Annotated in this window: 23 protein-coding genes; 15 read left to right on the forward strand and 8 right to left on the reverse strand. The window is 64.7% G+C overall.

Features of this window, described 5'->3' with window-relative positions; all coding sequences use genetic code 11:
• Positions 1-107 precede the first annotated feature (107 nt).
• Positions 108-1,037 (reverse strand): LysR substrate-binding domain-containing protein, encoded by a 930-nt coding sequence (locus tag E3U47_RS00650; RefSeq protein ID WP_134689016.1) that lies wholly within the window; start codon positions 1,035-1,037, stop codon positions 108-110.
• A gap of 156 nt (positions 1,038-1,193) precedes the next feature.
• Between E3U47_RS00650 and E3U47_RS00655 the strand changes: the two genes are divergently transcribed.
• The 6 genes from E3U47_RS00655 (at position 1,194) to E3U47_RS00680 (ending at position 6,497) form a co-directional block, all read left to right on the forward strand.
• Positions 1,194-2,582 (forward strand): NorM family multidrug efflux MATE transporter, encoded by a 1,389-nt coding sequence (locus E3U47_RS00655; protein ID WP_134689017.1) that lies wholly within the window; start codon positions 1,194-1,196, stop codon positions 2,580-2,582.
• A gap of 393 nt (positions 2,583-2,975) precedes the next feature.
• A complete protein-coding gene (locus E3U47_RS00660) occupies positions 2,976-3,188 on the forward strand; it encodes a DUF1127 domain-containing protein (RefSeq protein ID WP_011531561.1) in 213 nt (70 codons plus the stop codon).
• Between the two features lie 299 nt (positions 3,189-3,487).
• A complete protein-coding gene (locus E3U47_RS00665) occupies positions 3,488-3,805 on the forward strand; it encodes a DUF2388 domain-containing protein (RefSeq protein ID WP_134689018.1) in 318 nt (105 codons plus the stop codon).
• 86 nt (positions 3,806-3,891) lie between these two features.
• Entirely contained in the window at positions 3,892-4,185 is a 294-nt protein-coding gene (locus E3U47_RS00670; protein WP_134689019.1) for a DUF2388 domain-containing protein, read from the forward strand.
• 36 nt (positions 4,186-4,221) lie between these two features.
• A complete protein-coding gene (locus E3U47_RS00675) occupies positions 4,222-4,542 on the forward strand; it encodes a DUF2388 domain-containing protein (protein ID WP_134689020.1) in 321 nt (106 codons plus the stop codon).
• Positions 4,539-6,497: a DUF4105 domain-containing protein gene (locus tag E3U47_RS00680; RefSeq protein ID WP_134689021.1), complete on the forward strand. Its 1,959-nt coding sequence runs from the start codon at positions 4,539-4,541 to the stop codon at positions 6,495-6,497. The genes E3U47_RS00675 and E3U47_RS00680 overlap by 4 nt, the downstream gene beginning before the upstream one ends.
• Positions 6,498-6,661: 164 nt before the next feature.
• Here the strand turns inward: E3U47_RS00680 and E3U47_RS00685 are convergent, their stop codons facing one another.
• Complete coding sequence (locus tag E3U47_RS00685) at positions 6,662-7,063, reverse strand: GFA family protein (RefSeq protein WP_134689022.1); 402 nt, start codon at positions 7,061-7,063, stop codon at positions 6,662-6,664.
• Between the two features lie 268 nt (positions 7,064-7,331).
• Between E3U47_RS00685 and E3U47_RS00690 the strand changes: the two genes are divergently transcribed.
• The 9 genes from E3U47_RS00690 to E3U47_RS00730 all read left to right on the forward strand — a co-directional run bounded on the left by E3U47_RS00690 (position 7,332) and on the right by E3U47_RS00730 (position 17,485).
• Positions 7,332-8,639: a CitMHS family transporter gene (locus tag E3U47_RS00690; protein ID WP_134689023.1), complete on the forward strand. Its 1,308-nt coding sequence runs from the start codon at positions 7,332-7,334 to the stop codon at positions 8,637-8,639.
• Positions 8,640-8,711: 72 nt separating this feature from the next.
• A complete protein-coding gene (locus E3U47_RS00695; protein ID WP_134689024.1) occupies positions 8,712-9,482 on the forward strand; it encodes a TerC family protein in 771 nt (256 codons plus the stop codon).
• Between the two features lie 227 nt (positions 9,483-9,709).
• Positions 9,710-11,368: a Na/Pi cotransporter family protein gene (locus tag E3U47_RS00700; protein ID WP_134689025.1), complete on the forward strand. Its 1,659-nt coding sequence runs from the start codon at positions 9,710-9,712 to the stop codon at positions 11,366-11,368.
• A 31-nt stretch (positions 11,369-11,399) separates the two neighbouring features.
• Positions 11,400-12,806, forward strand: coding sequence for a pitrilysin family protein (locus E3U47_RS00705; protein WP_134689026.1), 1,407 nt, complete (start codon positions 11,400-11,402; stop codon positions 12,804-12,806).
• Positions 12,807-12,928: 122 nt separating this feature from the next.
• A complete protein-coding gene (locus E3U47_RS00710) occupies positions 12,929-13,954 on the forward strand; it encodes a DUF5924 family protein (protein ID WP_134689027.1) in 1,026 nt (341 codons plus the stop codon).
• A 62-nt stretch (positions 13,955-14,016) separates the two neighbouring features.
• Positions 14,017-15,150 carry an ABC transporter permease gene (locus E3U47_RS00715; RefSeq protein WP_134689028.1) on the forward strand — a complete coding sequence of 378 codons (1,134 nt, stop codon included), beginning with the start codon at positions 14,017-14,019 and terminating at the stop codon, positions 15,148-15,150.
• Positions 15,147-15,932: an ABC transporter ATP-binding protein gene (locus E3U47_RS00720; protein WP_134689029.1), complete on the forward strand. Its 786-nt coding sequence runs from the start codon at positions 15,147-15,149 to the stop codon at positions 15,930-15,932. Before E3U47_RS00715 ends, E3U47_RS00720 begins: the two co-directional genes overlap by 4 nt.
• A gap of 3 nt (positions 15,933-15,935) precedes the next feature.
• The gene (locus E3U47_RS00725) at positions 15,936-16,874 is read left to right on the forward strand and encodes an MlaD family protein (protein WP_134689030.1); all 939 of its coding nucleotides are present in this window, start codon (positions 15,936-15,938) and stop codon (positions 16,872-16,874) included.
• A complete protein-coding gene (locus E3U47_RS00730) occupies positions 16,871-17,485 on the forward strand; it encodes an ABC-type transport auxiliary lipoprotein family protein (RefSeq protein ID WP_134689031.1) in 615 nt (204 codons plus the stop codon). The genes E3U47_RS00725 and E3U47_RS00730 overlap by 4 nt, the downstream gene beginning before the upstream one ends.
• On the opposite strand, the gene E3U47_RS00735 is transcribed toward E3U47_RS00730, so the two are convergent.
• The 6 genes from E3U47_RS00735 to E3U47_RS00760 all read right to left on the reverse strand — a co-directional run bounded on the left by E3U47_RS00735 (position 17,467) and on the right by E3U47_RS00760 (position 22,938).
• A complete protein-coding gene (locus E3U47_RS00735; protein ID WP_134689032.1) occupies positions 17,467-18,696 on the reverse strand; it encodes a nucleoside recognition domain-containing protein in 1,230 nt (409 codons plus the stop codon). The two genes, E3U47_RS00730 and E3U47_RS00735, sit on opposite strands and share 19 nt — an antisense overlap.
• 214 nt (positions 18,697-18,910) lie before the next feature.
• Positions 18,911-20,245 carry a glutamate/aspartate:proton symporter GltP gene (gene gltP, locus E3U47_RS00740; protein ID WP_134689033.1) on the reverse strand — a complete coding sequence of 445 codons (1,335 nt, stop codon included), beginning with the start codon at positions 20,243-20,245 and terminating at the stop codon, positions 18,911-18,913.
• Between the two features lie 729 nt (positions 20,246-20,974).
• On the reverse strand, positions 20,975-21,445 hold the full coding sequence (locus E3U47_RS00745; protein WP_134689034.1) for an inhibitor of vertebrate lysozyme family protein: 471 nt from the start codon (positions 21,443-21,445) through the stop codon (positions 20,975-20,977).
• A 5-nt stretch (positions 21,446-21,450) separates the two neighbouring features.
• Positions 21,451-21,612, reverse strand: a complete 162-nt coding sequence (locus E3U47_RS00750) for a DUF1328 domain-containing protein (protein WP_008092060.1) — start codon at positions 21,610-21,612, stop codon at positions 21,451-21,453.
• A 45-nt stretch (positions 21,613-21,657) separates the two neighbouring features.
• Entirely contained in the window at positions 21,658-21,942 is a 285-nt protein-coding gene (locus tag E3U47_RS00755) for a hypothetical protein (protein ID WP_134689035.1), read from the reverse strand.
• 174 nt (positions 21,943-22,116) lie between these two features.
• A complete protein-coding gene (locus E3U47_RS00760; protein WP_134689036.1) occupies positions 22,117-22,938 on the reverse strand; it encodes a BON domain-containing protein in 822 nt (273 codons plus the stop codon).
• Positions 22,939-22,998 lie beyond the last annotated feature (60 nt).

The raw sequence follows: 22,998 nt of genomic DNA on the forward strand, positions 1-22,998 counted from the left end.
ACTTGATCGGCTTGGCGGCGCAATACTTGAGCGTGGAACCTGGATATTCGCAAACCTTTGCCTGGTGCTCGGCGGCAGGCTCCTGTTCGCCGGCAAGGTCGAACGGCTCAATGCTGAGCCGACAGGATCTGCACCGCCGGCAAGTCCATCGCCGCCGCCTCCTCTTGCAAGAACACACTCAACCGACGCAGGCGCTCGCCACCCGGTCGGGTCCGTGGCCATACCAGGTAGTAGTCCATGCCGCTGGCCACCGCCGTCGGCCAAGGCAGGCTCAACCGCCGACCGGCCACATCCTCGGCCACCATCAACAGGTCGCCCATGGAAATCCCATAACCCCGGGCGGCCGCGATCATGCCCAGCTCCAGGGTGTCGAACACCTGCCCGCCCTTGAGCGACACCTTGTCGGTCAGCCCCATGCGCGCCAGCCATGCCCGCCAGTCACGCTTGTCGGGGGTGGGGTGCAGTAGCTCGATGCCGCACAAGCGCCGCTCGTCCCACGGCGCGTCGTCCAGCAGGTCCGGCGCGCCGACCGGAATCAACAGCTCGGAGAACAACCGACGCACCTCCCAGTCCGCCGGGAAGCTACCGTCGCTGAGCAACACCGCGCAATCGAACGGTTCCTGGTTGAAGTCCACGTGGTCGACGTCCATCCAGGCGCTGGTCAGTTGTACTTCATTACCTGGCTGCAAATGCCGAAAGCGGCTCAGGCGCGCCAGCAGCCAGCGCATGGTCAGGGTCGACGGCGCCTTCATGCGCAAGATGTCATCTTCGCCGCGCAAGGTATCGCAGGCCCGCTCCAGCGCGGCGAACCCCTCACGCACCCCAGGCAGCAACACCCGCGCCGCCTCGGTGAGTTGCAGGCTACGGCCGTTGCGCACGAACAGGCGGCAGGCGAAATGCTCCTCCAGCGTGCGGATATGCCGGCTGACCGCGCTCTGGGTGATCGACAGCTCTTCCCCGGCACGGGTGAAGGAACTCAGCCGGGCGGCGGCTTCGAATGCGCGCAGCGCATAGAGCGGAGGAAGCTGGCGGGACATGATGCACCTGTCATACGGGGCCGAAACGCGATACCTGGATCATATATCCATGAGTCAAACTCATGCGAGCAATCGCTTTTATCCTTTTGTGCAAAGTTGACCGAGGCTTCAGAATTGCCTGCTCGCACTTTCGCACCATCCAGAAGGACCACCCCCATGCATGTCGCGCCCACCACCGAACTCAAGGCTTTGCTGCGCCTGGCCGGGCCGCTGATCGCCTCGCAGCTGGCGCACATGCTGATGGTGCTCACCGACACCCTGATGATGGCCCGTATCAGCCCGCAGGCCCTGGCCGGTGGCGGCCTGGGCGCGGCCAGCTACTCATTCGTATCGATCTTCTGCCTGGGGGTGATCGCCGCAGTCGGTACCTTGGTGGCCATCCGCAAGGGCGCCGATGACACCGAGGGCGTCACCCGCCTGGCGCAGAGCGGCCTATGGCTGGCCTGGGGCCTGGCGCTGGTGGCGGCGCTGGTGATGTGGAACCTCAAGCCGGTGCTGCTGTTGTTCGGGCAGCAGCCCGAGAACGTCGACTCGGCCATGCAACTGCTGACCCTGTTGCCGCTGGCCCTGCCCGGCTACATGACCTTCATGGCCCTGCGCGGTTTTACCAGCGCCCTTGGCCACTCGACGCCGGTGATGGTCATCAGCCTGGTCGGCACGGTGTTCAACTACCTGTTCAACCACGCGCTGATCGAGGGCATGTTCGGCCTGCCCAAGCTGGGGCTGATGGGTATCGGCCTGGTCACTGCGCTGGTGACCCTGGGCATGGCCATTGCCCTGGCGCTGTACATCCGCTGGCACAAGGCCTATGCCGACTACCCGTTGCGCAAAGGCCTGTCGCGCCCTTCCCTGCCGGCCCTGCGCGAACTGTGGCGGCTGGGCCTGCCGATTGGCGGCACCTACATGGTCGAGGTTGGCTTGTTCGCCTTCGCAGCCCTGTGCATGGGCGTGCTGGGCAGCACCGAGCTCGCGGCGCACCAGATCGCCCTGCAGATCGTCTCCACCGCGTTCATGGTGCCGACTGGGCTGTCCTATGCGGTGACCATGCGCGTCGGCCTCTACTATGGCGCTGGCAACCTGCTGGCGGCGCGCAGTGCCGGGCGCGTGGGCATTGGTTTCGGCGCCTCGCTGATGTTCGCCTTCGCCGCGCTGTTCTGGTTGCTGCCTGATAGCCTGGTGGCGTTGTTCATCGATCGCAACGACCCGGCCTTCGCGGCCATCTTCATGCTGGCAGTACAGTTGCTGATGGTTGCGGCGTGGTTCGAGTTGTTCGATGGCGTGCAGACCATTGCCATGGGCTCTATCCGGGGCTTGAAGGATGCCAAGACCACGTTCCTGATCGGGTTGGTGTGCTATTGGCTGGTGGGCGCGCCGAGCGCATGGTTGTTCGCGTTCACCCTTGGCGGTGGCGCTCCGGGGATCTGGTGGGGGCTGGCGCTGGGCCTGGCGTGTGCGGCAGTGGCGCTGACGCTTGGCTTTGAGTGGCGGATGAAGCGGTTGTTGGGCAAGGCCGGGCGGGCTCGAGGGGTGACGGTTTCGGTTTGAGGGGGTTGGGGATCGCGTAATGGCGGACAGGTGCCTGGCAATGGTCTTGCAGGGCCCTTGAGATCGAGCGCCGCGCGGGCGGCGCTCGATCTCATAGGCGCTGCAACTGTATCGTCGAACACCTTGAAGCATAAACCATCTAAAACTGTACTACTGTACCGCCTAAAACATCACTTCCTGCGTTCCATTTCTCTACCAACACCACAAAATCGCACCAAACTAGTGCGCGCCAGTACAGTTCCCTCAATAACTGGTGCAACAGTCCCTTCCAACAGTTAACTGAGCCATCGCAATACAACTGAACTGTACCTACTGTTCTGGACGAGAGAGGAGGAAGATGGGCACCAGTTAAATCACTACCTAATCCCGCCACAAGCGGAAGGATGACACATCATGGAACGTACCCTCAGTTCCGACCTGGTTTTCGAAAACGCCCAAGCTTCCAACGCTGCCCTGCCGCTGCGCGTTCTGTCCACCCTGGTACTGTGGCAGCGCCGCATGGCCAGCCGCCGCCAGCTGGCGCGCCTGGACTCTCGCCTGCTGGCCGACGCCGGTATCAGCGAGTCGCAGCGCTACGAAGAGCTCAGCAAGCCGTTCTGGCGCTAAGCCCCGGCTGCCGGCCTGGCCCGGCACCGCGAATGCCCAAGAACCCGTCGCAGGTTACTGCGACGGGTTTTTTGTTTGTATGCCCCGAGTTAGAGCGCCTCGGACCTAAACATGTACAGTTCTATAGAGTAAAAATACAACCAGTACAGTTACGTTTTGTGATGTTTACCCAAGCCAAGCGTTAGAACCTGCGCGTGTTACGCTTGTCCTACGCGCCTGGCAGATAAAGTACCGTGACGAGCCAAGCGAGCGTCCGATAACCAGAACCACCCAAGACCCTGTGCAGGAGTCCACCGATCATGTCCCGTTATCACCTGTTTGGCGCCGCCTTGCTGCTGTCCCTGGCCGGCGCGGCCAATGCCACCAGCTTCGTCGTCACCACCGATGCCGTGGTCGGCGCGGTGGCCGCTTCCACCGACGCCACCTCCGACATTTCCTCCTCGTTCCGTGACGACAAGATCGTCCAGGCCGCCCGCGACGACGCCGCCAGCTTCGTCGGCAGCCAAGGCGCGATCCGCGGCGCCAAGCTGGAGAGCGCGTTCGTGCATATCCGCCAGCAGTTGCCGGCGCTGCAGGCCAGCGACGCGCAACTGGCAAGCGCCATCCTCGCCCTCTGATCCCGCTATCAGCCCGGATTCACTGGCCCCGGCCGGTGCATCCGGGGTAGCCTTCGCCGCCCGAGACAACTGCTTTCAAGCCAGCCATGCGTTATCTGTTGCCATCATTGTTCGCCCTCACCTGCGTGGGCAGCGCCCATGCCATGGATGCCACCACCCAGAGCCTGGTCATCACCGGCTATGTCACCAGCCAGGTGACCGCCGCGCCGTTCGACCGCAAGCGTATCGTCGCCGCCCGTGACGATGCCGCCGCGTTCGTCGCCAGTGACGGCCTGATCCGCGGCGCGCGCCTGCAAGCGGCGTTCGACACCCTGCGCCAGGGCTGCACCCGGCACTCTGTCGGCGACCGTGAACTGGCCGAAGCGATTCTCGTCCAATAACTACACCTGCTCCTTTTGCATTCCCGGAGATGCTCCATGCGTAAACCGCTGATCGCCGCCACCCTCGGCATGCTGCTGCTCGCCGACCTGGCCCAGGCGCACACCCTGGTGGCCACCAGCAACATCATCGTCCGTGCCTTCGGCCGTTCGATCGACTTCACCTCGGACACCACCACCTCGATCCGCGACTCCAAAGTGGTGCGTGAGGCCCACGACGACGCCGCCAGTTTCGTCGCCAGCAACGGCGACATCCGTGGCGCCCAGCTGGAAGCCGCGTTCGGCACCCTGCGCGCCCGTGTGCCAGAGGCCCGTGACGCCAGCGACCAAGTGCTGGCCGAAGCTATCCTCGCCCTGTGAAGCGCGTGCGTGCCTGGCTGCTGGGCTGCGCCCTGACGCTGCTCGGCACGCCCGCCCTGGCCGACCTGCAACTGCTGTTGCAACGCGACGGCCTCGATTCAACCCAACAGCAGGCCAGCCAGGCACTGCTCGACGAGGCCATGGCCAAGCTGCCACCGCGCTTCAAGCAGCAACTTGACCGGCAGATCCTGGTCAGCTGGAGCGCGCGCATGCCCGAGGACGCCTACGGGCAGGCCTCGCCGGTGGCCACCCTCGACCTCAACCGCCGCCTGCTGCCAGGCCTGGTCGATGGCAGCGCCGCCCGTGAACAGACCAACCGCCCCCACGGCACGGTCCGCCAGGAGCTGCTGGCCACCGTGCTGCACGAATTGACCCATATCTACGACCGCGCGCGCCTATGGCCCAGCGCCGAGCGCCGGCTGATCAGCCGTTGCGCGCGCCAGCAGGGCGCCCTGGGCAAGGTCGGCCTGCCGCAGGACTGCCGCGGCCAGGCCGAACGCCGCTTCACCTTGAGCGATGACCCGCGCCTGCTAGACCTGGCCGGCTGGCCGCAGTACGTCGGCCGGCGCGGCGAGCGCGAGCAGCACAATGGCCAGCTGGTGCGCAGCCCGGATCCCTACGAGCTGAGCAGCCCGAAGGAGTTCGTCGCGGTCAACATGGAGTACTTCCTCCTCGACCCCAGCTACGGCTGCCGCCGACCGGCACTGAACCAGTATCTGCGCGAACACTTTGCCTGGGCGCCGCAACAAGATGCCTGCGCCAAGGGCCTGCCGTTCCTCAACGCCGGCAACGACTTCGCCCGCCAGCCCTTGGGCGAGATCGACCCGGAGCGGGTCTACGAGGTGGACTACCTGCTGGCCGAGGCCAACCAGAACTGGGTCAGCCGCTGGGGCCACAGCATGCTGCGTCTGGTGATCTGCGCCCCGGGCCGCCCACGCGGGCCGGCCTGTCGCCTGGACCTCGACCAGAGCCTGGTGCTGTCATACCGCGCCTTCGTCAACGATGTGCAGCTGTCCAGCTGGGACGGCCTGGTCGGTGCCTACCCGTCGCGACTGTTCGTGCTGCCGCTGGGGCAGGTGATCGACGAGTACACCAAGACCGAACTGCGCAGCCTGGCCTCGGTGCCGCTCAAGCTCAGCCGCGACGAAATCGAGAACCTGGTGCGCCAGGCCGCCGAGATGCACTGGAGCTACGACGGCAACTACTACTTCCTGTCCAACAACTGCGCGGTGGAGTCGCTCAAGCTGCTGCGCAGTGGCACGGGCAACCCGCGCCTGAACGATCTCGACAACATCATGCCCAACGGCCTGCTGGAGGTGCTCAAGGGTAGGGGGCTGGCCGATACCAGCGTGCTCGACGACCCACGCGAGGCGTTACGCCTGGGCTATCGTTTCGATTCCTACCGCGAACGCTACCAGGCCATGTTCGACGTGTTGCGCAAGCAGTTGCCGATCAAGCAGACGGCGGTGGAAGACTGGCTGGCGCTGGATGCCGAACAACGCCGCCCGTGGTTCGAGCGTGCCGACCTGCGCACCAGCGCGGCCTTGCTGCTGCTCGAACAGGCCGGCCTGCGCCGCCAGTTGCTGTTGGCCCAGGATGAGGTCAAGCAACGCTACCTGAACGGGCGAGCGCTCAAGGATGGCAGCTTCGACAAGGCCAACGAAACCTTGCAGGCGATGCTGGCCAACAGCGGCTTCCTCAGCCGCCCGGCGGAGTTGCTCGGGGCAGGGGGCTACGGCCTGCCGCAGCCAGACGAGCGCAAGCAACTGGAGCAGGTGAGCAGCGAGCGCCAGGCGCAGCTGCTGCGCCTGAGCACTGACCTCGACCAGCAGGTGAGGGCGCTGCTGGGGCCAGAACGAGGCAAGCAGATCAAGGCGGTGGAGGCCAACATCAAGCAGATCGGCGAGCGCCTGCGGGCACTGCACAAGGCCGCAGGCGGGTTGCAGCTGCCCTGAGGCATGCCAGGTACACCTTCATTGCTATAGGAGCGGCCTCGTGTCGCGAAAGGGCCGCGAAGCGGCCCCAGATTTCAGCGTCGCAGCAGAGATCGCCGGGGGCTGCTCTGCAGCCCATTCGCGACACAAGGCCGCTCCTACAGAAAGCCTCGCAGCCCCTCGCCTCAAAGGCGCTCCTCATCCTCCTCCGGCAACCCTTGATCCACCTGCAACCACGGCAACCGGCTCCCCACCCAGATATGCCGATTGGCCGGCACCCGCTCCGGGTGATCCAGCGTCGCCACGGTTACATCGATCGAATCCGGGCTACGAGTCGTCACCAATGCCACGTGCGCCCCGCAACTGCCACAGAAGTACCGGTTGCAGGTTTCCGGCGCCATGTAGCGCTGCGGTGAGCCCGCCAACCACTGGAAAGCCTCGAAGGGCAGGGTGACCCAGGTCACCAGAGTGCCCCCGCTGACCCGCCGGCAGATCGAGCAATGGCAATGGGCGACATCGCCCAAGGCGCCCGACAAGCGATAACGCAGGGCACCGCAATGGCACCCGCCTTCCACGACATCCACCATCGAAACGACCTCCCGTCGCCTGGCGCCAGCCGAAAGCTGGCTGAAAGCTTGCCCACCTAGGATAGCGCCACCACCGGCAAAGACCGGTCAGCCAGGGCACCCGGAATTTTCCGTGCCCGGCCCAATCAACAACAACAATGGTGATTCCCGATGTTTTCCTGTGCCCGCCTTCCCGCCGTACCCCCGCAGCTACTCCCCGCGCAGCGCCTGACGCGCTGATCCGCCCGAAGCGTCCTTCCTTTCGCCGCGCCACGCCTGGAGTACTGCCATGCTGACCTTCCTCGGCTTCGCCATGGTCATCACCTTCATGTACCTGATCATGACCAAGCGCCTGTCGGCCTTGATCGCGCTGATCCTGGTACCGATCCTGTTCGCCCTGTTCGGCGGCTTCTACAGCGACATCGGCCCGATGATGCTGCAGGGCATCAGCAAGCTCGCGCCCACTGGCGTGATGCTGATGTTCGCCATTCTCTACTTCGCCCTGATGATCGACTCCGGCCTGTTCGACCCCGCCGTGCGCAAGATCCTCAAGCTGGTCAAGGGCGACCCGCTGAAAGTCTCGGTCGGCACCGCGGTGCTGGCCCTGGTGGTGTCGCTGGACGGTGACGGCGCCACCACCTACATGATCTGCTGCGCCGCCATGCTGCCGATGTACAGCCGCCTGGGCATGAGCCCGCGAATCATGGCCGGCCTGATCATCCTCGCCGGCGGGGTGATGAACATGACCCCCTGGGGTGGCCCCACCGCCCGCGCCGCCAGCGCCCTGCACGTGGACCCTTCGGACATCTTCGTGCCGATGATCCCGGCCATGGCCTTCGGCGTGGCGGCGATCCTGGCCATCGCCTACTGGTACGGCAAGCGCGAGCGCGCCCGCCTGGGCGAGCTGCACCTGCCCACCGACGACATCGACCACAGCGAAATCAGCGTGTCGCAGTTCCCGGAAGCCCGCCGGCCCAAGCTGATCTGGTTCAACGGCGCGCTGACCGCCGCGCTGATGGTCGCGCTGATCGCTGGCGCGCTGCCGCTGCCGGTGCTGTTCATGATCGCCTTCAGCATCGCCATGATCGTCAACTACCCGTGCCTGCAGCAGCAGAAGGACCGCATCGCCGCCCACGCCTCCAGCGTGCTGGCCGTGAGCGGGCTGATCTTCGCCGCCGGCATCTTCACTGGCATCCTGTCGGGTACCGGCATGGTCGATGCCATGTCCAAGAGCCTGCTGGCGGTGATCCCGGAAGCGTTCGGCCCCTACATGGCGGTGATCACCGCACTGGTCAGCATGCCGTTCACCTTCTTCATGTCCAACGATGCCTTCTACTACGGCGTGCTGCCGGTGCTGTCGGAGTTCGCCAGCCACTACGGCGTCACCCCGGTGGAAATGGCCCGCGCGTCGATCGTCGGGCAGCCGGTACACCTGCTCAGCCCGCTGGTACCCTCCACCTACCTGCTGGTGGCCCTGGCCGGCATCGAGTTCGGCGATCACCAGCGCTTCACCCTCAAGTGGGCAGTGCTGGTGTGCCTGTGCATAATGTTCGGCGCACTGGCACTGCGGACTTTCCCGCTGTTCAGCAGTCTGTAATACAAGCGCCTCATCCAACCGCAAAGCGCCCGCCATCAGGGCGCTTTGCCTTTACCGCTCGAAGGAATACACATGGAATGGCTGACCAGCCCGGAAATCTGGGTTGCCTTTTTCACCCTCACCGCGCTTGAGATCGTGCTCGGGATCGACAACATCATCATGATCTCGATCCTGGTCAGCCGCATGCCCAAGCACATGCAGCCGCGCACGCGGATCTTCGGCCTGGCCCTGGCCATGGTCACGCGGATCATGCTGCTGCTGTCGATCACCTGGGTCATGCGCCTGACCGACGACCTGTTCCATGTGCTCGGCCAGGGTATTTCCGGCCGCGACCTGATCCTGTTCTTCGGCGGCCTGTTCCTCTTGTGGAAAAGCTCCCAGGAGATCTACCACGGCCTGGAAGGCGAGGACGAAAGTGCCGAGGAACCGAAAGGCGCGGGCGGCAAGTTCTTCTACACCATCATCCAGATCGCCATCATCGACATCGTGTTTTCGCTGGACTCGGTGATCACCGCGGTGGGCATGGTCTCCCACGTGCCGGTGATGATCGCCGCGATCATCGTCGCGGTGCTGGTGATGATGCTCTGCGCCGGCACCATCAGCGACTTCATCGACAAACACCCGTCTCTGAAGATGCTTGCACTTTCGTTCCTGATCGTCGTCGGTACGGTGCTGATCGCCGAATCCTTCGATGTGCATGTGCCCAAGGGCTATGTTTACTTCGCCATGGCTTTCTCGCTGGCGGTGGAGGCGATCAACATCCGCATGCGCACCGCCCTGGCGCGCAAGAAGGGCAAGGAACACGACCCAGTGAAACTGCGCAAGGACATCCCGGGTCAATAAACCCAGGAAGCGCAGAAAGACAAAGGGCCCTTCGCAGGGCCCTTTTTGCGTTCTGGACTGTGCTAGCGCATGTTTCAAATAGGTTTCACCCATGCCAAGCTGGCGCCAGCCAGGCAAAACAACTAAAGCTTCAGTGAGCACTGGAAAAAACAGCCCACCCCCGGGCCAGGCTCACCGCTGCACCCATTGGCCCCGCCCAGGGGCATAGAAGAAAAGGGGGCCCGACCATGCTGACCCTGCTCAACCTGCTCTCCGCCGTGGCGTTGCTGGTGTGGGGCACCCATATCGTGCGTACCGGCATCCTGCGGGTCTATGGCTCGAACCTGCGCCGCGTGCTCGGCCAGAACATGAACAAGCGTCCGCTGGCCTTCATCGCCGGGATCCTGGTCACCGCCATGGTGCAGAGCAGCAACGCCACCGCCATGCTGGTCACCTCGTTCGTCGGCCAGGGCCTCATGGCCATGACCCCAGCCCTGGCGATCATGCTCGGCGCCGACGTCGGGACCGCGCTGATGGCGCGGGTACTGACCTTCGACCTGTCCTGGCTGTCGCCACTGCTGATCTTCCTCGGGGTGATCTTCTTTCTTTCGCGCAAGCAGACCCGCGCCGGGCAACTGGGCCGGGTGGGCATCGGCCTGGGCCTGATCATCCTGGCCTTGCAACTGATCGTCCATGCCGCCGCGCCGATCACCCATGCCCAAGGGGTGAAGGTGCTGTTCGCCTCGCTGACCGGAGACATCCTCCTCGATGCCCTGATCGGCGCGCTGTTTGCCATGATTTCCTATTCCAGCCTGGCCGCCGTGCTGCTCACCGCCACCCTGGCCGGCGCCGAGGTGATCAGCCTGCCGGTGGCCATCGGCCTGGTGATCGGCGCCAACATCGGCAGCGGCCTGCTCGCCTTCCTCACCACCAGCCTGCAGAACAGCGCCGGGCGCCGCGTGGCGCTGGGCAGCCTGTTGTACAAGGTCATCGGCCTGCTGTTGATCATCCCGGTGCTGCACCCGCTGGTGGCTTGGATGGACAACCTGAGCTTCAGCCCGCAGGAGCTGGTGATCGGCTTCCACCTGCTCTACAACACCTTGCGCTGCCTGCTGATGCTGCCGACGGTCAAGCCCATGGGGCGGGTGTGCAATTACCTGCTGCCTGAGCGCGACAATGGCAACGGCCATACCCAGCCACGCCACCTCGACCCGACCGCGCTGAACACCCCCAGCCTGGCCCTGGCCAACGCCGTGCGCGAAACCTTGCGCCTGGGCGACATCGTCGACAGCCTGCTCGAGGCCATGCTCGGCGCTCTGCGCGGCACCCAGACCGCCATGCCGCAACAGGTGCGCACCCTGGGCGAGGACGCCGAGGCGCTGTACAACGCCATCAAGCTGTACCTGGCGCAGATGCCCCGCGAAGACCTCGGCGAGCAGGACAACCGGCGTTGGGCGGAAATCATCGAGCTGGCGATCAACCTCAAGCTGGCCAGCGACCTGATCGAGCGCATGCTGCGCAAGGTCCAGCAGCAGAAGACCTCGCAACGCCGGGAGTTTTCTCAGGTAGGCCTGGAAGAACTGACCGGCTTGCAGGAACAATTGCTGGCCAACCTGCGCCTGGGCCTGTCGGTATTCCTCAGCGCCGACCCGCACAGCGCGCGCCAGCTGCTGCGCGAAAAACGTCGCTTCCGCGCCCAGGAGCGACGCCTGGCCCACGCCCATGTCAGCCGCCTGCAACGTAAAGTGGTGCAGAGTATCGAAACCAGTTCGCTACACTTGGAGCTGATTGCCGACATGAAGCGTTTGAACTCTTTGTTCTGCAGCAGTGCCTATGTGGTACTGGGCGGCACCGACACCGGCGGGCTGATGCTCGACAGCGTGCCGGACGAAGCCCGTCAGCCCTGAATCGACACACCCCGGAGACCGAAGCTCGCCCATGCGTTGCCTGATGTTCGTTTGCCTGCTGATCTGCAGCCTGCCCACATTCGCCCTCGACCGCTCGCGGGTGGAGGGCTACCTGTTGCCCAACGGCTTGCAGGTGATCCTAAAGTCCGGCTACGAGCGCGACCATGTGTCGATCCGCCTGGTGGTAGGCGTGGGCCTGGACGACTTCGACTGTGACCAGCGCGAGCTGCCACACTTGCTAGAGCACCTGCTGTTCAGCGGTATCGACGAGACGGGCGAGGGCGGCCTGGAGGAACGCATCCAGGCCCTGGGCGGGGAGTGGAACGCCTTCACCAGCAGCGCCGACACCACCTTCGTCATCGAAGCCCCGGCGCGCAACCAGCGCAAGGTGCTCGACCTGCTGCTGGCGGTGGTCCGCGATACCCAAATCGACGCCAAGGCGCTGGCCACCGCGAAAAAGATCATCGAACGCGAGGACGGTGGCCATTACGGCCGACTGCAGCGCTGGCTGGACCGCCAGGACATCGGTCACCCAGCCAGTGACCAGCTGGCTACCGAGCTGGGCCTGAAATGCCCGGAGCGCTCCAACCTCGACGACATGACCCTGGAACAGGTCCAGCAGCTGCGCGAGCACTGGTATGTGGCCAACAACATGTCGCTGATCGTCGTCGGCGGCCTCGACCGCCTGCTGCCGGCCTACCTGGAACGCACCTTTGGCGAGCTGCCGGCGACCGAGCCCGAAGAACGCCGCAACCTCGAAAGCATCAGCCAGCAGGCCGAGCCGCGTCGCGACCTGACCCGCGGCTGGCTGGGCGACAACGTCAAGTTGCACTGGCTGTTCATCGAGCCGACCCTGGAGGAGGGGCACGACCAGACCCTCGAACTGCTGTCGCGCTACCTCGACTGGGCGCTGTACGACCAGTTGCGCCTGCGCCATGGGTTGTCCTACGGGCCGTCGGCGCAACGCGAGAGCTTTGGCGACAGCGGGCTGCTTAGCCTGAATGCCGACCTCGAGCGCCAGGACCTCGACAAGGCACTCAAGGTACTCGAGCAGTTGTTCGACCACCTGCGCAAGCATGGCCTGGACCCGGACACCTTCGCCCGCATCAAGGAGGCGACGATTGCCCGGGAAAGCTGGACCACCCAGGGCAACGCGGCGCTCGCCGACTACTACTGGGGGGCGCTCAACGCCTACGAGGACGGGCGTTTCACCGACCCGGTGCGAGAACTTCGCCAAGTCAGCCTGCAACAGGCCGATGCGGCGCTGCGCGAGCTGCTCAAGGAGCCGGGATACCTGCGCATCGAAAAGCCGTTGCTGGGGTATGACGAGCTGTATGGCTTGGTAGCGTTGTTGCTGGGGTTGATCCTGGCCGCGGGGCTGGTCCGCCGGCGCCGCGTGGTGGCCAATCGCCCCAGTGGCGCTACACGGGAGCCTTGATTCGGCGGTATCCTGTCGGCCAACAGCGTCTGCGTGGGAGCGGGCTTGCCCCGCGATGAGGTCATCGCGGGACAAGCCCGCTCCCACGACGCCTCGAACACGCCTTTTCCTGTTGTAAACCCATGCCCCCACTCCCCAGCTTCATCCTGCGCATCATCGAGCTGCTCAAGCGCTACCCCGGCATCATCGCGCTCTACGGTTTCCTCTCGGGGATCGGCAGCTTCATCCTGGTCGACCGCCAGGCCGGCCTGGCCAGGTGGATCGCCATCGCGATGCTGGTCAGCTGGGTCTGGCTGATGCTGGAGAACACTCTCACCGAGCTGTTCGCCCGCACCTTCAAGCGCGAGATCCCGCAACCGTTGCTACGCTTCGCGACACAGATGATCCACCAGGAAAGCCTGTTCTTCGTCCTGCCGTTCTTCTTCATCACCACCACCTGGAACAGCGGCCAGCTGGTGTTCACCGGCCTGCTCGGTGCCGCGGGGCTGATCTCGATCGTCGACCCGCTGTACCACAAGTGGCTGGCGCCGCGGCGCTGGCTATTCCTGGCGCTGCACACCCTGACGCTGTTCGCGGCCATGCTCACGGCGCTGCCGATCATCCTGCATCTGACTACCGCGCAAAGTTTCAAGCTGGCACTGATCGCCGCCATGGCGCTGTCGTTCCCGAGTCTGGCCAGCAGCTTCCCGATCAACAACTGGCGCCGCGGCGTGGCCCTGGTGCTGGTCACCCTGGCAGTGGGCGGCGGCGGCTGGCTGCTGCGCTCGTGGGTGCCGCCGGCCACGCTGTGGATGACCGACGTGGCGATCAGCACCGAGGTGCTCAACCGCCAGCCAGGCGCGTCGCTGGAGGAAGTGGCGGCCAGCCGCATCCGCAGTGGTGGGCTGTATGCCTACACCGCCATCAACGCGCCGCGCGGGCTGAACGAGCGCATCTACCATGTGTGGCAGCTCGACGGCAAAGAGGTCGACCGTATCGCCCTGGATATCCACGGCGGGCGCAAGGAAGGCTACCGCGCCTGGACCCACAAGCAGAACTTCCCGCCCAACGCGGTGGGCAAGTGGCAGGTGAGGGTGCTGACCGAGGACGGGCAGGTGATCGGGGTGTTGCGGTTCAAGGTGGTGGAAGACACCCCAAAGCCCTTGTAGGAATGCACTGCTCATCGCTGCCTGCTGCGCTATGATCTGACTCGCCGCCCATTGTCAGAAGCATGGAGCCCATGACCGTTCCGAGCGCCACCCTGGACACCACCGAGCAGCCCTCGCGCCTGCGCATCGTCGGCGACTGGACCCTGGCCCACTACGCCGAGCTCAAGCGCGAATGCGAGCACCTGGGCAGCCAGTACGGCGAGGATACCCTCGCCGACCTCAGCCAGCTTGGCCGCCTGGACACCGCCGGCGCTTCGCTGCTGGCCGAACTGCTCGGTGCCAAGCGCCTGGCCCACTGCACCGACGAGCTCCCCGAAGCCAGCCGCGCGCTACTGGAGAACGTGTATCGCTCGGTGCAGGACTACTGCATCCCGGTCAAGCAACCCGAACGACCGGTGCTGATCCTGCTGCTGGCGCGCATCGGTTGCGCCGTCGATCAGCTCTGGCAGGATACCCTTCAGGTGCTGGGCTTCATCGGCCTGATCCTGCAGACCCTGTTCCTGCGCCTGTTCCAGCCGCACCGCTGGCGTGTAACCCCGGTGGTCGCCCACCTCGAGCAGACCGGCCTGGACGCCGCGCCGATCGTCGCCCTGCTGACATTCCTGGTGGGCGCGGTGGTGGCTTTCCTCGGCGCCACGGTGCTGGCCGACTTTGGCGCGACCATCTTCACCGTCGACCTGGTGGCGTTCTCCTTCCTGCGTGAGTTCGCCGTGCTGCTGACCGCCATCCTCATGGCCGGGCGCACCGCCAGCGCCTTCACCGCGCAGATCGGCTCGATGAAGGCCAACGAAGAGATCGACGCCATCCGTACCCTGGGCCTGAACCCCATCGAGCTGCTGGTCGTACCGCGGGTACTGGCACTGCTGATCGCGCTGCCGCTGCTGACCTTCGTCGCGATGATCTGCGGCATGGTCGGCGGCGCGGTGGTCTGCGCCCTGACCCTGGACATCTCGCCGGCCATGTTCCTCTCGCTGCTGCAAAGCGACATCGGCGTGCAGCACTTCCTGGTGGGCCTGGCCAAGGCGCCGTTCTTCGCCTTCCTGATTGCCGCCATCGGCTGCCTGGAAGGCTTCAAGGTCAGCGGCAGCGCCGAGTCGGTCGGCGCCCACACCACCTCGGCAGTGGTGCAATCGATCTTCGTGGTCATCGTCCTGGACGCCGTGGCCGCGCTGTTCCTCATGGAGATGGGCTGGTGAGCGAAGCGGTGATCGAAGCCCGGGGCCTGTGCAACCGCTTTGGCAGCCAGAGCGTGCACGAGAACCTCGACCTGGACCTGTACCGCGGCGAGATCCTCGCCGTGGTCGGCGGCTCGGGCAGCGGCAAGTCGGTGCTGCTGCGCAGCATCGTCGGCCTGCGCCGGCCCAACGAGGGCAAGGTAAAGGTGTTCGGCGAGGACCTGGCCACGGCCAGCGAGACGCAGCGCTCGCTGATCGAGCGGCGCTTCGGCGTATTGTTCCAGAAGGGCGCGCTGTTCTCGTCGCTGACCGTGACCGAGAACGTCGCCCTGCCGTTGATCGAGCACGCCGGGCTGTCGCGGGCCGACGCCGAGCACCTGGCCGGGGTCAAGCTGGCTCTGGCCGGGCTGCCGATCAGCGCCGCCGACAAGTACCCAGCCTCGCTGTCCGGCGGCATGGTCAAGCGCGCCGCGCTGGCCCGCGCCCTGGCCCTGGACCCAGACATCCTGTTCCTCGACGAACCCACCGCCGGCCTCGATCCGATCGGCGCCGCCGCCTTCGACCAGTTGATCCTGACCCTGCGCGACGCCCTGGGCCTGTCGGTGTTCCTCATCACCCACGACCTCGACACCCTGTATACCATCACCGACCGCATCGCCGTGCTGGCGCAGAAGAAGGTGTTGGTAGCCGGCCCGCTGGCCGAGGTCGAGCAGACCGTTGATCCCTGGATCCATGAATACTTTCACGGCCCGCGCGGCCGGGCGGCCGAAGATGCCGCCCTGCGCGCCCGCCAGGAGCGCTGAACGATGGAAACCCGAGCTCATCATGTCCTGATCGGCCTGGTCACCGTATTGGTGGTGGCCGGCGCCATGCTGTTCGGCCTGTGGCTGACCAAAGCCAGCGTCGACGACACCTTCAAGGACTACGAGGTGGTGTTCAACGAAGCGGTGTCGGGCCTGTCGCGCGGCAGCCCGGTGCAGTACAACGGCATCAAGGTCGGCGACGTCAGCACCCTGCGCCTGGACCCCAAGGACCCGCGCCGGGTACTGGCGCGGGTGCGCCTGAGCGCCGACACGCCAGTCAAGCAGGACACCCAGGCCAAGCTGACCCTGGCCGGGGTGACTGGCAACTCGTTCATCCAGCTCAGCGGCGGCACCCCACAAAGCCCCGAGCTCAAGGGCAAGGACGGCAAGCTGCCGGTGATCGTCGCCTCGCCATCACCAATCTCGCGCCTGCTCAACGACAGCAGCGACCTGGTGACCAACATCAACCTGCTGCTGCACAACGCCAACCAGATGTTCTCGCAAAGCAACGTCGAGCACCTGAGCAACACCCTGGCCAATCTCGACCAGACCACCGGCGCCTTCGCCAGCAAGCGCGGCGGCATCGCCGACGCCCTGGCGCAACTGGCCGAAGTCGGCCGCCAGGCCAACGCCACCCTCGCCGAGACCCAGGCACTGATGCGCAACGCCAACGGCCTGCTCGGCAACCAGGGCAAACAGGCTATCGGCAGCGCCGAGCAGGCCATGCAGTCACTGGCCGAGAGCACCGCGACCATCAACAACCTGCTCAAGGACAACCGCCAGTCCCTCGACGACGGCGCCCAAGGCCTCAACCAGCTGGCCCCGGCCATTCGTGAACTGCGCGAGACCCTCAACGCCCTCAAGGGCATTTCCCGGCGCCTGGAGGCCGACCCCAGCGGCTACCTGCTAGGTCGCGACAACAACAAGGAGTTCCAGCCATGATCCCGTCGCTGCGCCTGGCCGCGCTGGCCGCCACCTTGGGCCTGGTCTCGGCCTGCTCGATCCTGCCGCAGAGCGAGCCTGTGGATGTCTACCGCCTGCCGGTGGGCCAGGCCACGGCCAACGCCGCGCCGCTGGACTGGTCGTTGCGCCTGAACAAGCCGCTAACCAGCGAAGCCCTGGCCGGCCCGCGCATCGCGGTGATCCCCCAGGGTGACGTGATCAGCAGCTACAAGGGCGCGCGCTGGAGCGACCCGGTGCCGATGCTGCTGCGCAACCGCCTGCTCGACGGTTTCCAGCGTGACGGCCGAGTACAGCGCCTGAGCGCCGACGACAGCAATCTGCAGGCCGACTACGAACTGGGCGGTGAGCTACAGGCGTTCCAGAGCGAATACCACGCGGGCGCCCAACTGGAAGTGGTGATCCGCTACGATGCCCGGTTGGTGCAGGGGCGCAACCAGCGCATCCTCGCCAGTCAGCGCTTCGAAGTACGCCAGCCATTGAACGACGGCAAGGTACCGGCCGTGGTCGCCGGCTTTGGCGCGGCCAGTGACACACTGACGCGCCAGGTGATCGCCTGGACGGTCGCCCAGGCTCAGGCGAAGAACCAGTAGCAGACGAAGATCGCCGCGATCACCCCGGACAACTCGGCCAGCAGGGCGCAGCCAACGGCGTGGCGCACGCGCTGGATACCCACCGCGCCGAAGTAGACGGCCAGCACGTAGAAAGTGGTCTCGGTGCTGCCCTGGATGGTCGCGGCCACCAGCGCCGGGAAGCTGTCGACGCCATGAGTCTGCATGGTCTCGATCAACATGGCTCGCGCCGCGCTGCCGGAGAACGGCTTGACCAGCGCGGTTGGCAGGCCCTCGACGAAGCGGGTGTCCAGGCCCAGCCAGCCCACCGCATGGCGGATGCCGTCCAGGGCCAGCTCCAGGGCACCCGAGGCACGCAGCACACCAACCGCCACCAGCATCGCCACCAGGTAGGGCAACACCCCCTTGGCCACGTCGAAGCCTTCCTTGGCGCCTTCGATGAAGGCTTCGTACACCTGCACCCGTTTCAACGCGCCAATCACCAGGAACACGATGATCACCCCGAACAGCGTGAGGTTGCCGAGGATCGACGACAAGCCGGCCAGGGCCACGGCTGACAAACTGCCGAGCAACGCCATGAAGCCGCCCAGCAACAACGCGCCGGGGATCAGGTAGGCGAGCACCACCGGGTCCCACAGGCGCAAGCGCTGCATCACCGCCACCGACAGCAGGCCGACCAGGGTAGAAACGCTGGTGGCCAGCAGGATCGGCAGGAACACCAGGGTCGGGTCGGTAGCGCCTTGCTGGGCGCGGTACATGAAGATGGTCACCGGCAGCAGGGTCAGCGACGAGGCGTTGAGCACCAGGAACAGGATCTGCGCGTTGCTCGCCGTGCTGCTGCTGGGGTTGAGCTCCTGCAACGCACGCATGGCTTTGAGGCCGATCGGCGTGGCGGCGTTGTCCAGGCCCAGGCCGTTGGCGGCGAAGTTCATGGTGATCAGGCCCAGGGCCGGGTGGCCCGGCGGTACCTCCGGCATCAGCCGGGCGAACAGCGGGCCAAGGACCTTGGCCAGCCATTCGACGATGCCGGCCTTCTCGGCGATCTTGAGAAAGCCCAGCCACAATGTCAGGGTGCCGAACAGCAGGACCATGACCTCCACCGACAACTTGGCCATGGCGAAGATGCTCTCGACCATGGCGGCGAAGATGCCAGCGTTGCCGCCTACCAGCCACTGGGCCAGGGCGGAGATGGCCGCCACCAGGAAAAAGCCGAGCCACAGGCCGTTGAGCATCCGTGTAGTCCCCCGTGAAAAATGCCCGAATGATAGCGCAAACTGGCATTGCACTGCCCTTGTAGGAACCGGCTTGCCGGCGAACACCGGCAAGGCCGGTGCCACATTCGCGTCGCCTGATTCGCCGGCAAGCCGGCTCCTACGGGGGCCATGTCGCCCTGCATAATGCAAAAAGCCCCGACCAGGTCGGGGCTCTTCGTTCAGCGCAAAAGGCTTACTGGTTGACGGTCTTGCCCGCCACCGACGCTGGCTGGGCGCCTTTGGCCAGCACCAGCGACTGGTAGTACGCCTCGCCCTTCTCGGCGTCGTACATGCCCTGCCACTTGGCGATGACCACCGCGGCCAGGGCGTTGCCCACCACGTTCAGCGCGGTACGGGCCATGTCCATGATGCGGTCGACACCGGCAATGAAGGCCAGGCCTTCGAGCGGAATGCCCACGCTGCCCAGGGTGGCCAGCAGCACCACGAACGACACGCCCGGCACGCCGGCGATGCCCTTGGAGGTGACCATCAGGGTCAGCACCAGCAGCAACTGCTGGCTCCACGACAGGTCAATACCGTACAGCTGGGCGATGAAGATCGCCGCGATGCTCTGGTACAGGGTCGAGCCGTCGAGGTTGAACGAGTAGCCAGTCGGCACCACGAACGAGCAGATCGACTTCGGCGCACCGAACTTCTCCATCTTCTCGATCACGCGCGGCAGCACGGTCTCGGAGCTGGAGGTGGAGTAGGCGAGGATCAGCTCGTCTTTCATGATGCGCATGATGCGGATGATCGAGAAACCGAACACGCGCGCCACCAGGCCCAGCACCATGAAGGCGAAGAAAGCGATGGCGAAGTACACCAGCAGCACCAGCTTGGCCAGCGGCAGCAGCGAGGCGAAGCCGAAGTTGGCGACGGTGGCGGCGATCAGGGCGAACACGCCGATCGGGGCGTAGTTCATGATCATGTGGGTGACCTTGAACATGGTCTCCGACACACCCTGGAAGGTACGCACCAGCGGCTCGCGCAGGTCGGCGTTGAGGCTCGACAAGCCCATGCCGAACATCACCGAGAAGAAAATGATCGGCAGCATTTCGCCACGCATCAGCGCCGCGAAAATGTTCGACGGGATCAGGTTGAGCAGAGTCTCGATGAACGCGTGCTCATGCTGCACCTCGGCCGCGGTGGCCTGGTACTTGGAGATGTCGACGGTGCCCAGGGTGCTCATGTCGATGCCGGCGCCCGGATGGAACACATTGGCCAGGACCAGGCCGACGACGATGGCGATGGTGGTCACCACCTCGAAGTAGATGATGGTCTTCAGACCGATGCTGCCCAGTTTCTTCGCGTCGCCAACCCCGGCGATGCCCACGATCAGCGACGAAATCACGATCGGGACGACGATCATCTTGATCAGGCGAATGAAGATGTCGCCGGCAGGTTGGAGGACGTTGCTGATCCACCATGCCTTTTCTGCACTGAAATGATTCAGTAGCGCGCCGACTGCAACGCCCAGCAACAGACCGATGACGATCTGCCAGGCGAGGCTCAGTTTTGCCTTCTTCATGTCATTACCCTTTGTTGTAGTGGTCACGAGCATCGGTCTGAAAAGCGCATCCCAGAGCCTTGGAAAGGATCTTGGATGACAACTTTGCGGGCCGCTGCCCCTCTGTAAGGACACCGCGAGCGAGCTTGACTGGCGCTCGGGCCGAGGAAAAAGGCGGCAACTATTGCGATGCGGGGAGGGGGCAGTCTAATGCCGGAAACGACTACCCTATGCCGAATCGGCATGATACCGGAAGGCAAAATCGGGCATCGCCAAGCCCTTGATTTTCAACGTTCGGATTTCCGAACAAGACCAAAACGCCATTTTCCGGCAGATTTGGCGGGGTGACGATATGGGTGGACGTGGCGTGTTCGACAATCCGAATGGCTGAAATGCCACTCAAGCTGACGTGTCGGACAGGTAAAAAAATTTCGATGTACGGTAGCGACAAAATGTGTCTGAGAAAAATGTCGCCCGTATATAGGAAAGGATTCCTACATAAGGCGCTTCGGAAGCCAGATCAGTCACACCCAAATGCGCGCCAACCGACCTGCAACTTCCGATGCCACCTTCTCCTGACCCGGCCCATGACGGAGGCACTCCCTGTGCCCCTAGGCCACTCCGATCCTGCAACAATCAGAACAGCCCGGCCCCCTGGTCATGCGCTACCCCTCCTCGGGGCGGCGCATCATAGAAGCCAGAAAGATAAAAAGGTTCAGCTTCTATAGCGTTACAGCGCGCGACCGTTGGTCAGTACCAGTTCGGGTCGCGCTTGAGTTGCTCTTGCAACAAGGCCTTCATGCCGTCGTCCGGCTTGCCCAGCCAGCGGTAGTCCGCATGGCGGGTAGGCGACTTGTCCGTGGGCAAGCCTTCGGGCACTTCCACGAGCATCCCGTAGGCATCGTCCTTGTCCCAGCTGAATGCGACGATCAGGCGCTTGTAGGTGCACTTGTCCTCAGCTTCGCATAGCGGTCCGACCAGGTAGCGATCGCCATCCTCGGTCACCGCCGACATCTGCTGCGCCGAGCTGCCGCTGAGGTTGATCACCCACTCGGGCAAGCGTTCTTCATCCTTGATGGTCTTCTGCCAGGTCTGGCGGTATTCCGGGTCGCTGCCCAGCAGCTGGTTGACCCGGGCCTGGCCGTCGTTGGCGGCCATCACCGCCGTGCCACCGCCCAGCAACAGGGCGGTGACCAGCAGCTTGGGGAGCATCCTGCCCATGATCGTCAACCCCTGCCGCGGCCAAAGAAGAAGGACGCCACGAACAGCACCAGGAAGACGATGAACAGAATCTTCGCGATGCCGGTCGCGGCGCCGGCGATACCACCAAAGCCCAGAACCGCGGCGATGATGGCGATGATCAGGAAGGTGATAGCCCAACTCAGCATGATGTTTCTCCTTTTCTCGTGCGAAATCGGTATGCGGTGGCAGGATCAGAACACCCAGCGTTCCTGAGGCTCGACACGTTCAAGCACTGCCGGCGCGGCGTCGCCCTGGGGCAGCGGTTCGGCGGCCCGAACCAAGGTGTTGCCGGTAGTGGCCCTCAACTGCGTCAACAGGGCGGTCTGCGCCGCCACCTGCTCGGCCAGCCGAGCGGTCTGCCAGCTGTAGTACGCCTGGCCGGCCGCCAGGGTGAGCAATACGGCCATGCCAAGGAACAGCAGCTGACGCAGCGGCCAGTCGGTGACCTGTGCGCGGTTGACGTTGTGGCGATTCATGCCGGCTCCTCCTGCTGTACTTGTTATCCATGCTGGAAGGACTGTTGCAGGCTGCATGCCAGTGTTTACTATCTAAAAAAATACTTACAAATCAGATACTTAACTGTTAATCAGAAAAACCTAAAGGACGTATCCTGCACGATGCCGGCTAGCGAACCGTGCGAATTGCACGATTCAGCCTTCCACCTTGGTCGCCACCTTCAGCAGGTCGGCGTCCACACCACGCACACCGACTATCTGCCGCGCCACCTCCACGGCGATGGTCTTCTGCTCGCTGCTGACCACCTCGCCGGCCAGCCTGACCAGCCCCTGCTCGCTGGCAACCTTGAGGTTCAGGCCGTCGAGGTTGCGGCTGAAGCGATAGCTGGCCTGGATCTTGTCCACTATCCAGCTATCGCTGGGCTGCGGGCCATCCGGCGCATCCACCGGCACCTCCCGAGCCCTGGCCAGCGCGGTGCTGTCCAGGCTGACCAGGTTGTTGACCAGGTGCACGCCGGTGCTGGTGCGCGCCAACACACCGGCCAGTTCCTTGGCCTGCGGGCTGTCCACCTTGCCGCGCAAGGTCACCACGCCGTCGCGGCTTTGAACCTCGATGGGGGCCTTTTCCGTCACCCGGCTCCACAACAAACGGGCACGAATCACCGCGGCCAAGGTGGCGTCCTCCAGGCGCTGGGCATAAGCCCGCAGCTCCAGTGGCCGCTCCACCAGTTGCGGATTGACCCGCAGTTGGTTGTCGACCTGTTCCACGCCACGGGTGGCCAACGCCACCTGCTCGGCCAAGGCGCGCTCTACCGGGTTCTCGACTTCGCCGGTCAGCCGTGCCCGCTGGCCATCGACCTGCACCTTTATAGAGAAGGGATTGAGCATGCGATTGAGTGACAACGCCGTCTGCAGGGCGCCTTCCAGGCGGGCATCCTGCACCGGGTCGGCCAGCGCCGGGGCAATCATCGGGAGCAGGCAGGCAGCCAGCGCGGTCATTCGGAGGGAACGAAACATGAAGAGATCTCCTTGCGAATAGCTCAACCCAAGGCAGGCGCAAGCGGCGTGCCAGTGCAA

It is taken from the genome of Pseudomonas sp. RIT623, assembly GCF_004519305.1.
Taxonomy (GTDB): domain Bacteria; phylum Pseudomonadota; class Gammaproteobacteria; order Pseudomonadales; family Pseudomonadaceae; genus Aquipseudomonas.

Excerpts from the sequence above, each read along its gene's own strand:
- E3U47_RS00700 (WP_134689025.1), top strand. The coding sequence starts at position 9,710 with ATGCTGACCCTGCTCAACCTGCTCTCCGCCGTGGCGTTGCTGGTGTGG.
- E3U47_RS00695 (WP_134689024.1), top strand. The coding sequence starts at position 8,712 with ATGGAATGGCTGACCAGCCCGGAAATCTGGGTTGCCTTTTTCACCCTC.
- E3U47_RS00710 (WP_134689027.1), top strand. The coding sequence starts at position 12,929 with ATGCCCCCACTCCCCAGCTTCATCCTGCGCATCATCGAGCTGCTCAAG.
- E3U47_RS00735 (WP_134689032.1), bottom strand. The coding sequence starts at position 18,696 with ATGCTCAACGGCCTGTGGCTCGGCTTTTTCCTGGTGGCGGCCATCTCC.
- E3U47_RS00725 (WP_134689030.1), top strand. The coding sequence starts at position 15,936 with ATGGAAACCCGAGCTCATCATGTCCTGATCGGCCTGGTCACCGTATTG.
- E3U47_RS00755 (WP_134689035.1), bottom strand. The coding sequence starts at position 21,942 with ATGAATCGCCACAACGTCAACCGCGCACAGGTCACCGACTGGCCGCTG.
- E3U47_RS00730 (WP_134689031.1), top strand. The coding sequence starts at position 16,871 with ATGATCCCGTCGCTGCGCCTGGCCGCGCTGGCCGCCACCTTGGGCCTG.
- E3U47_RS00650 (WP_134689016.1), bottom strand. The coding sequence starts at position 1,037 with ATGTCCCGCCAGCTTCCTCCGCTCTATGCGCTGCGCGCATTCGAAGCC.
- E3U47_RS00685 (WP_134689022.1), bottom strand. The coding sequence starts at position 7,063 with ATGGTGGATGTCGTGGAAGGCGGGTGCCATTGCGGTGCCCTGCGTTAT.
- E3U47_RS00760 (WP_134689036.1), bottom strand. The coding sequence starts at position 22,938 with ATGTTTCGTTCCCTCCGAATGACCGCGCTGGCTGCCTGCCTGCTCCCG.
- E3U47_RS00655 (WP_134689017.1), top strand. The coding sequence starts at position 1,194 with ATGCATGTCGCGCCCACCACCGAACTCAAGGCTTTGCTGCGCCTGGCC.
- E3U47_RS00705 (WP_134689026.1), top strand. The coding sequence starts at position 11,400 with ATGCGTTGCCTGATGTTCGTTTGCCTGCTGATCTGCAGCCTGCCCACA.
- E3U47_RS00670 (WP_134689019.1), top strand. The coding sequence starts at position 3,892 with ATGCGTTATCTGTTGCCATCATTGTTCGCCCTCACCTGCGTGGGCAGC.
- E3U47_RS00690 (WP_134689023.1), top strand. The coding sequence starts at position 7,332 with ATGCTGACCTTCCTCGGCTTCGCCATGGTCATCACCTTCATGTACCTG.
- E3U47_RS00750 (WP_008092060.1), bottom strand. The coding sequence starts at position 21,612 with ATGCTGAGTTGGGCTATCACCTTCCTGATCATCGCCATCATCGCCGCG.
- E3U47_RS00675 (WP_134689020.1), top strand. The coding sequence starts at position 4,222 with ATGCGTAAACCGCTGATCGCCGCCACCCTCGGCATGCTGCTGCTCGCC.
- gltP (WP_134689033.1), bottom strand. The coding sequence starts at position 20,245 with ATGAAGAAGGCAAAACTGAGCCTCGCCTGGCAGATCGTCATCGGTCTG.
- E3U47_RS00715 (WP_134689028.1), top strand. The coding sequence starts at position 14,017 with ATGGAGCCCATGACCGTTCCGAGCGCCACCCTGGACACCACCGAGCAG.
- E3U47_RS00665 (WP_134689018.1), top strand. The coding sequence starts at position 3,488 with ATGTCCCGTTATCACCTGTTTGGCGCCGCCTTGCTGCTGTCCCTGGCC.
- E3U47_RS00660 (WP_011531561.1), top strand. The coding sequence starts at position 2,976 with ATGGAACGTACCCTCAGTTCCGACCTGGTTTTCGAAAACGCCCAAGCT.
- E3U47_RS00745 (WP_134689034.1), bottom strand. The coding sequence starts at position 21,445 with ATGGGCAGGATGCTCCCCAAGCTGCTGGTCACCGCCCTGTTGCTGGGC.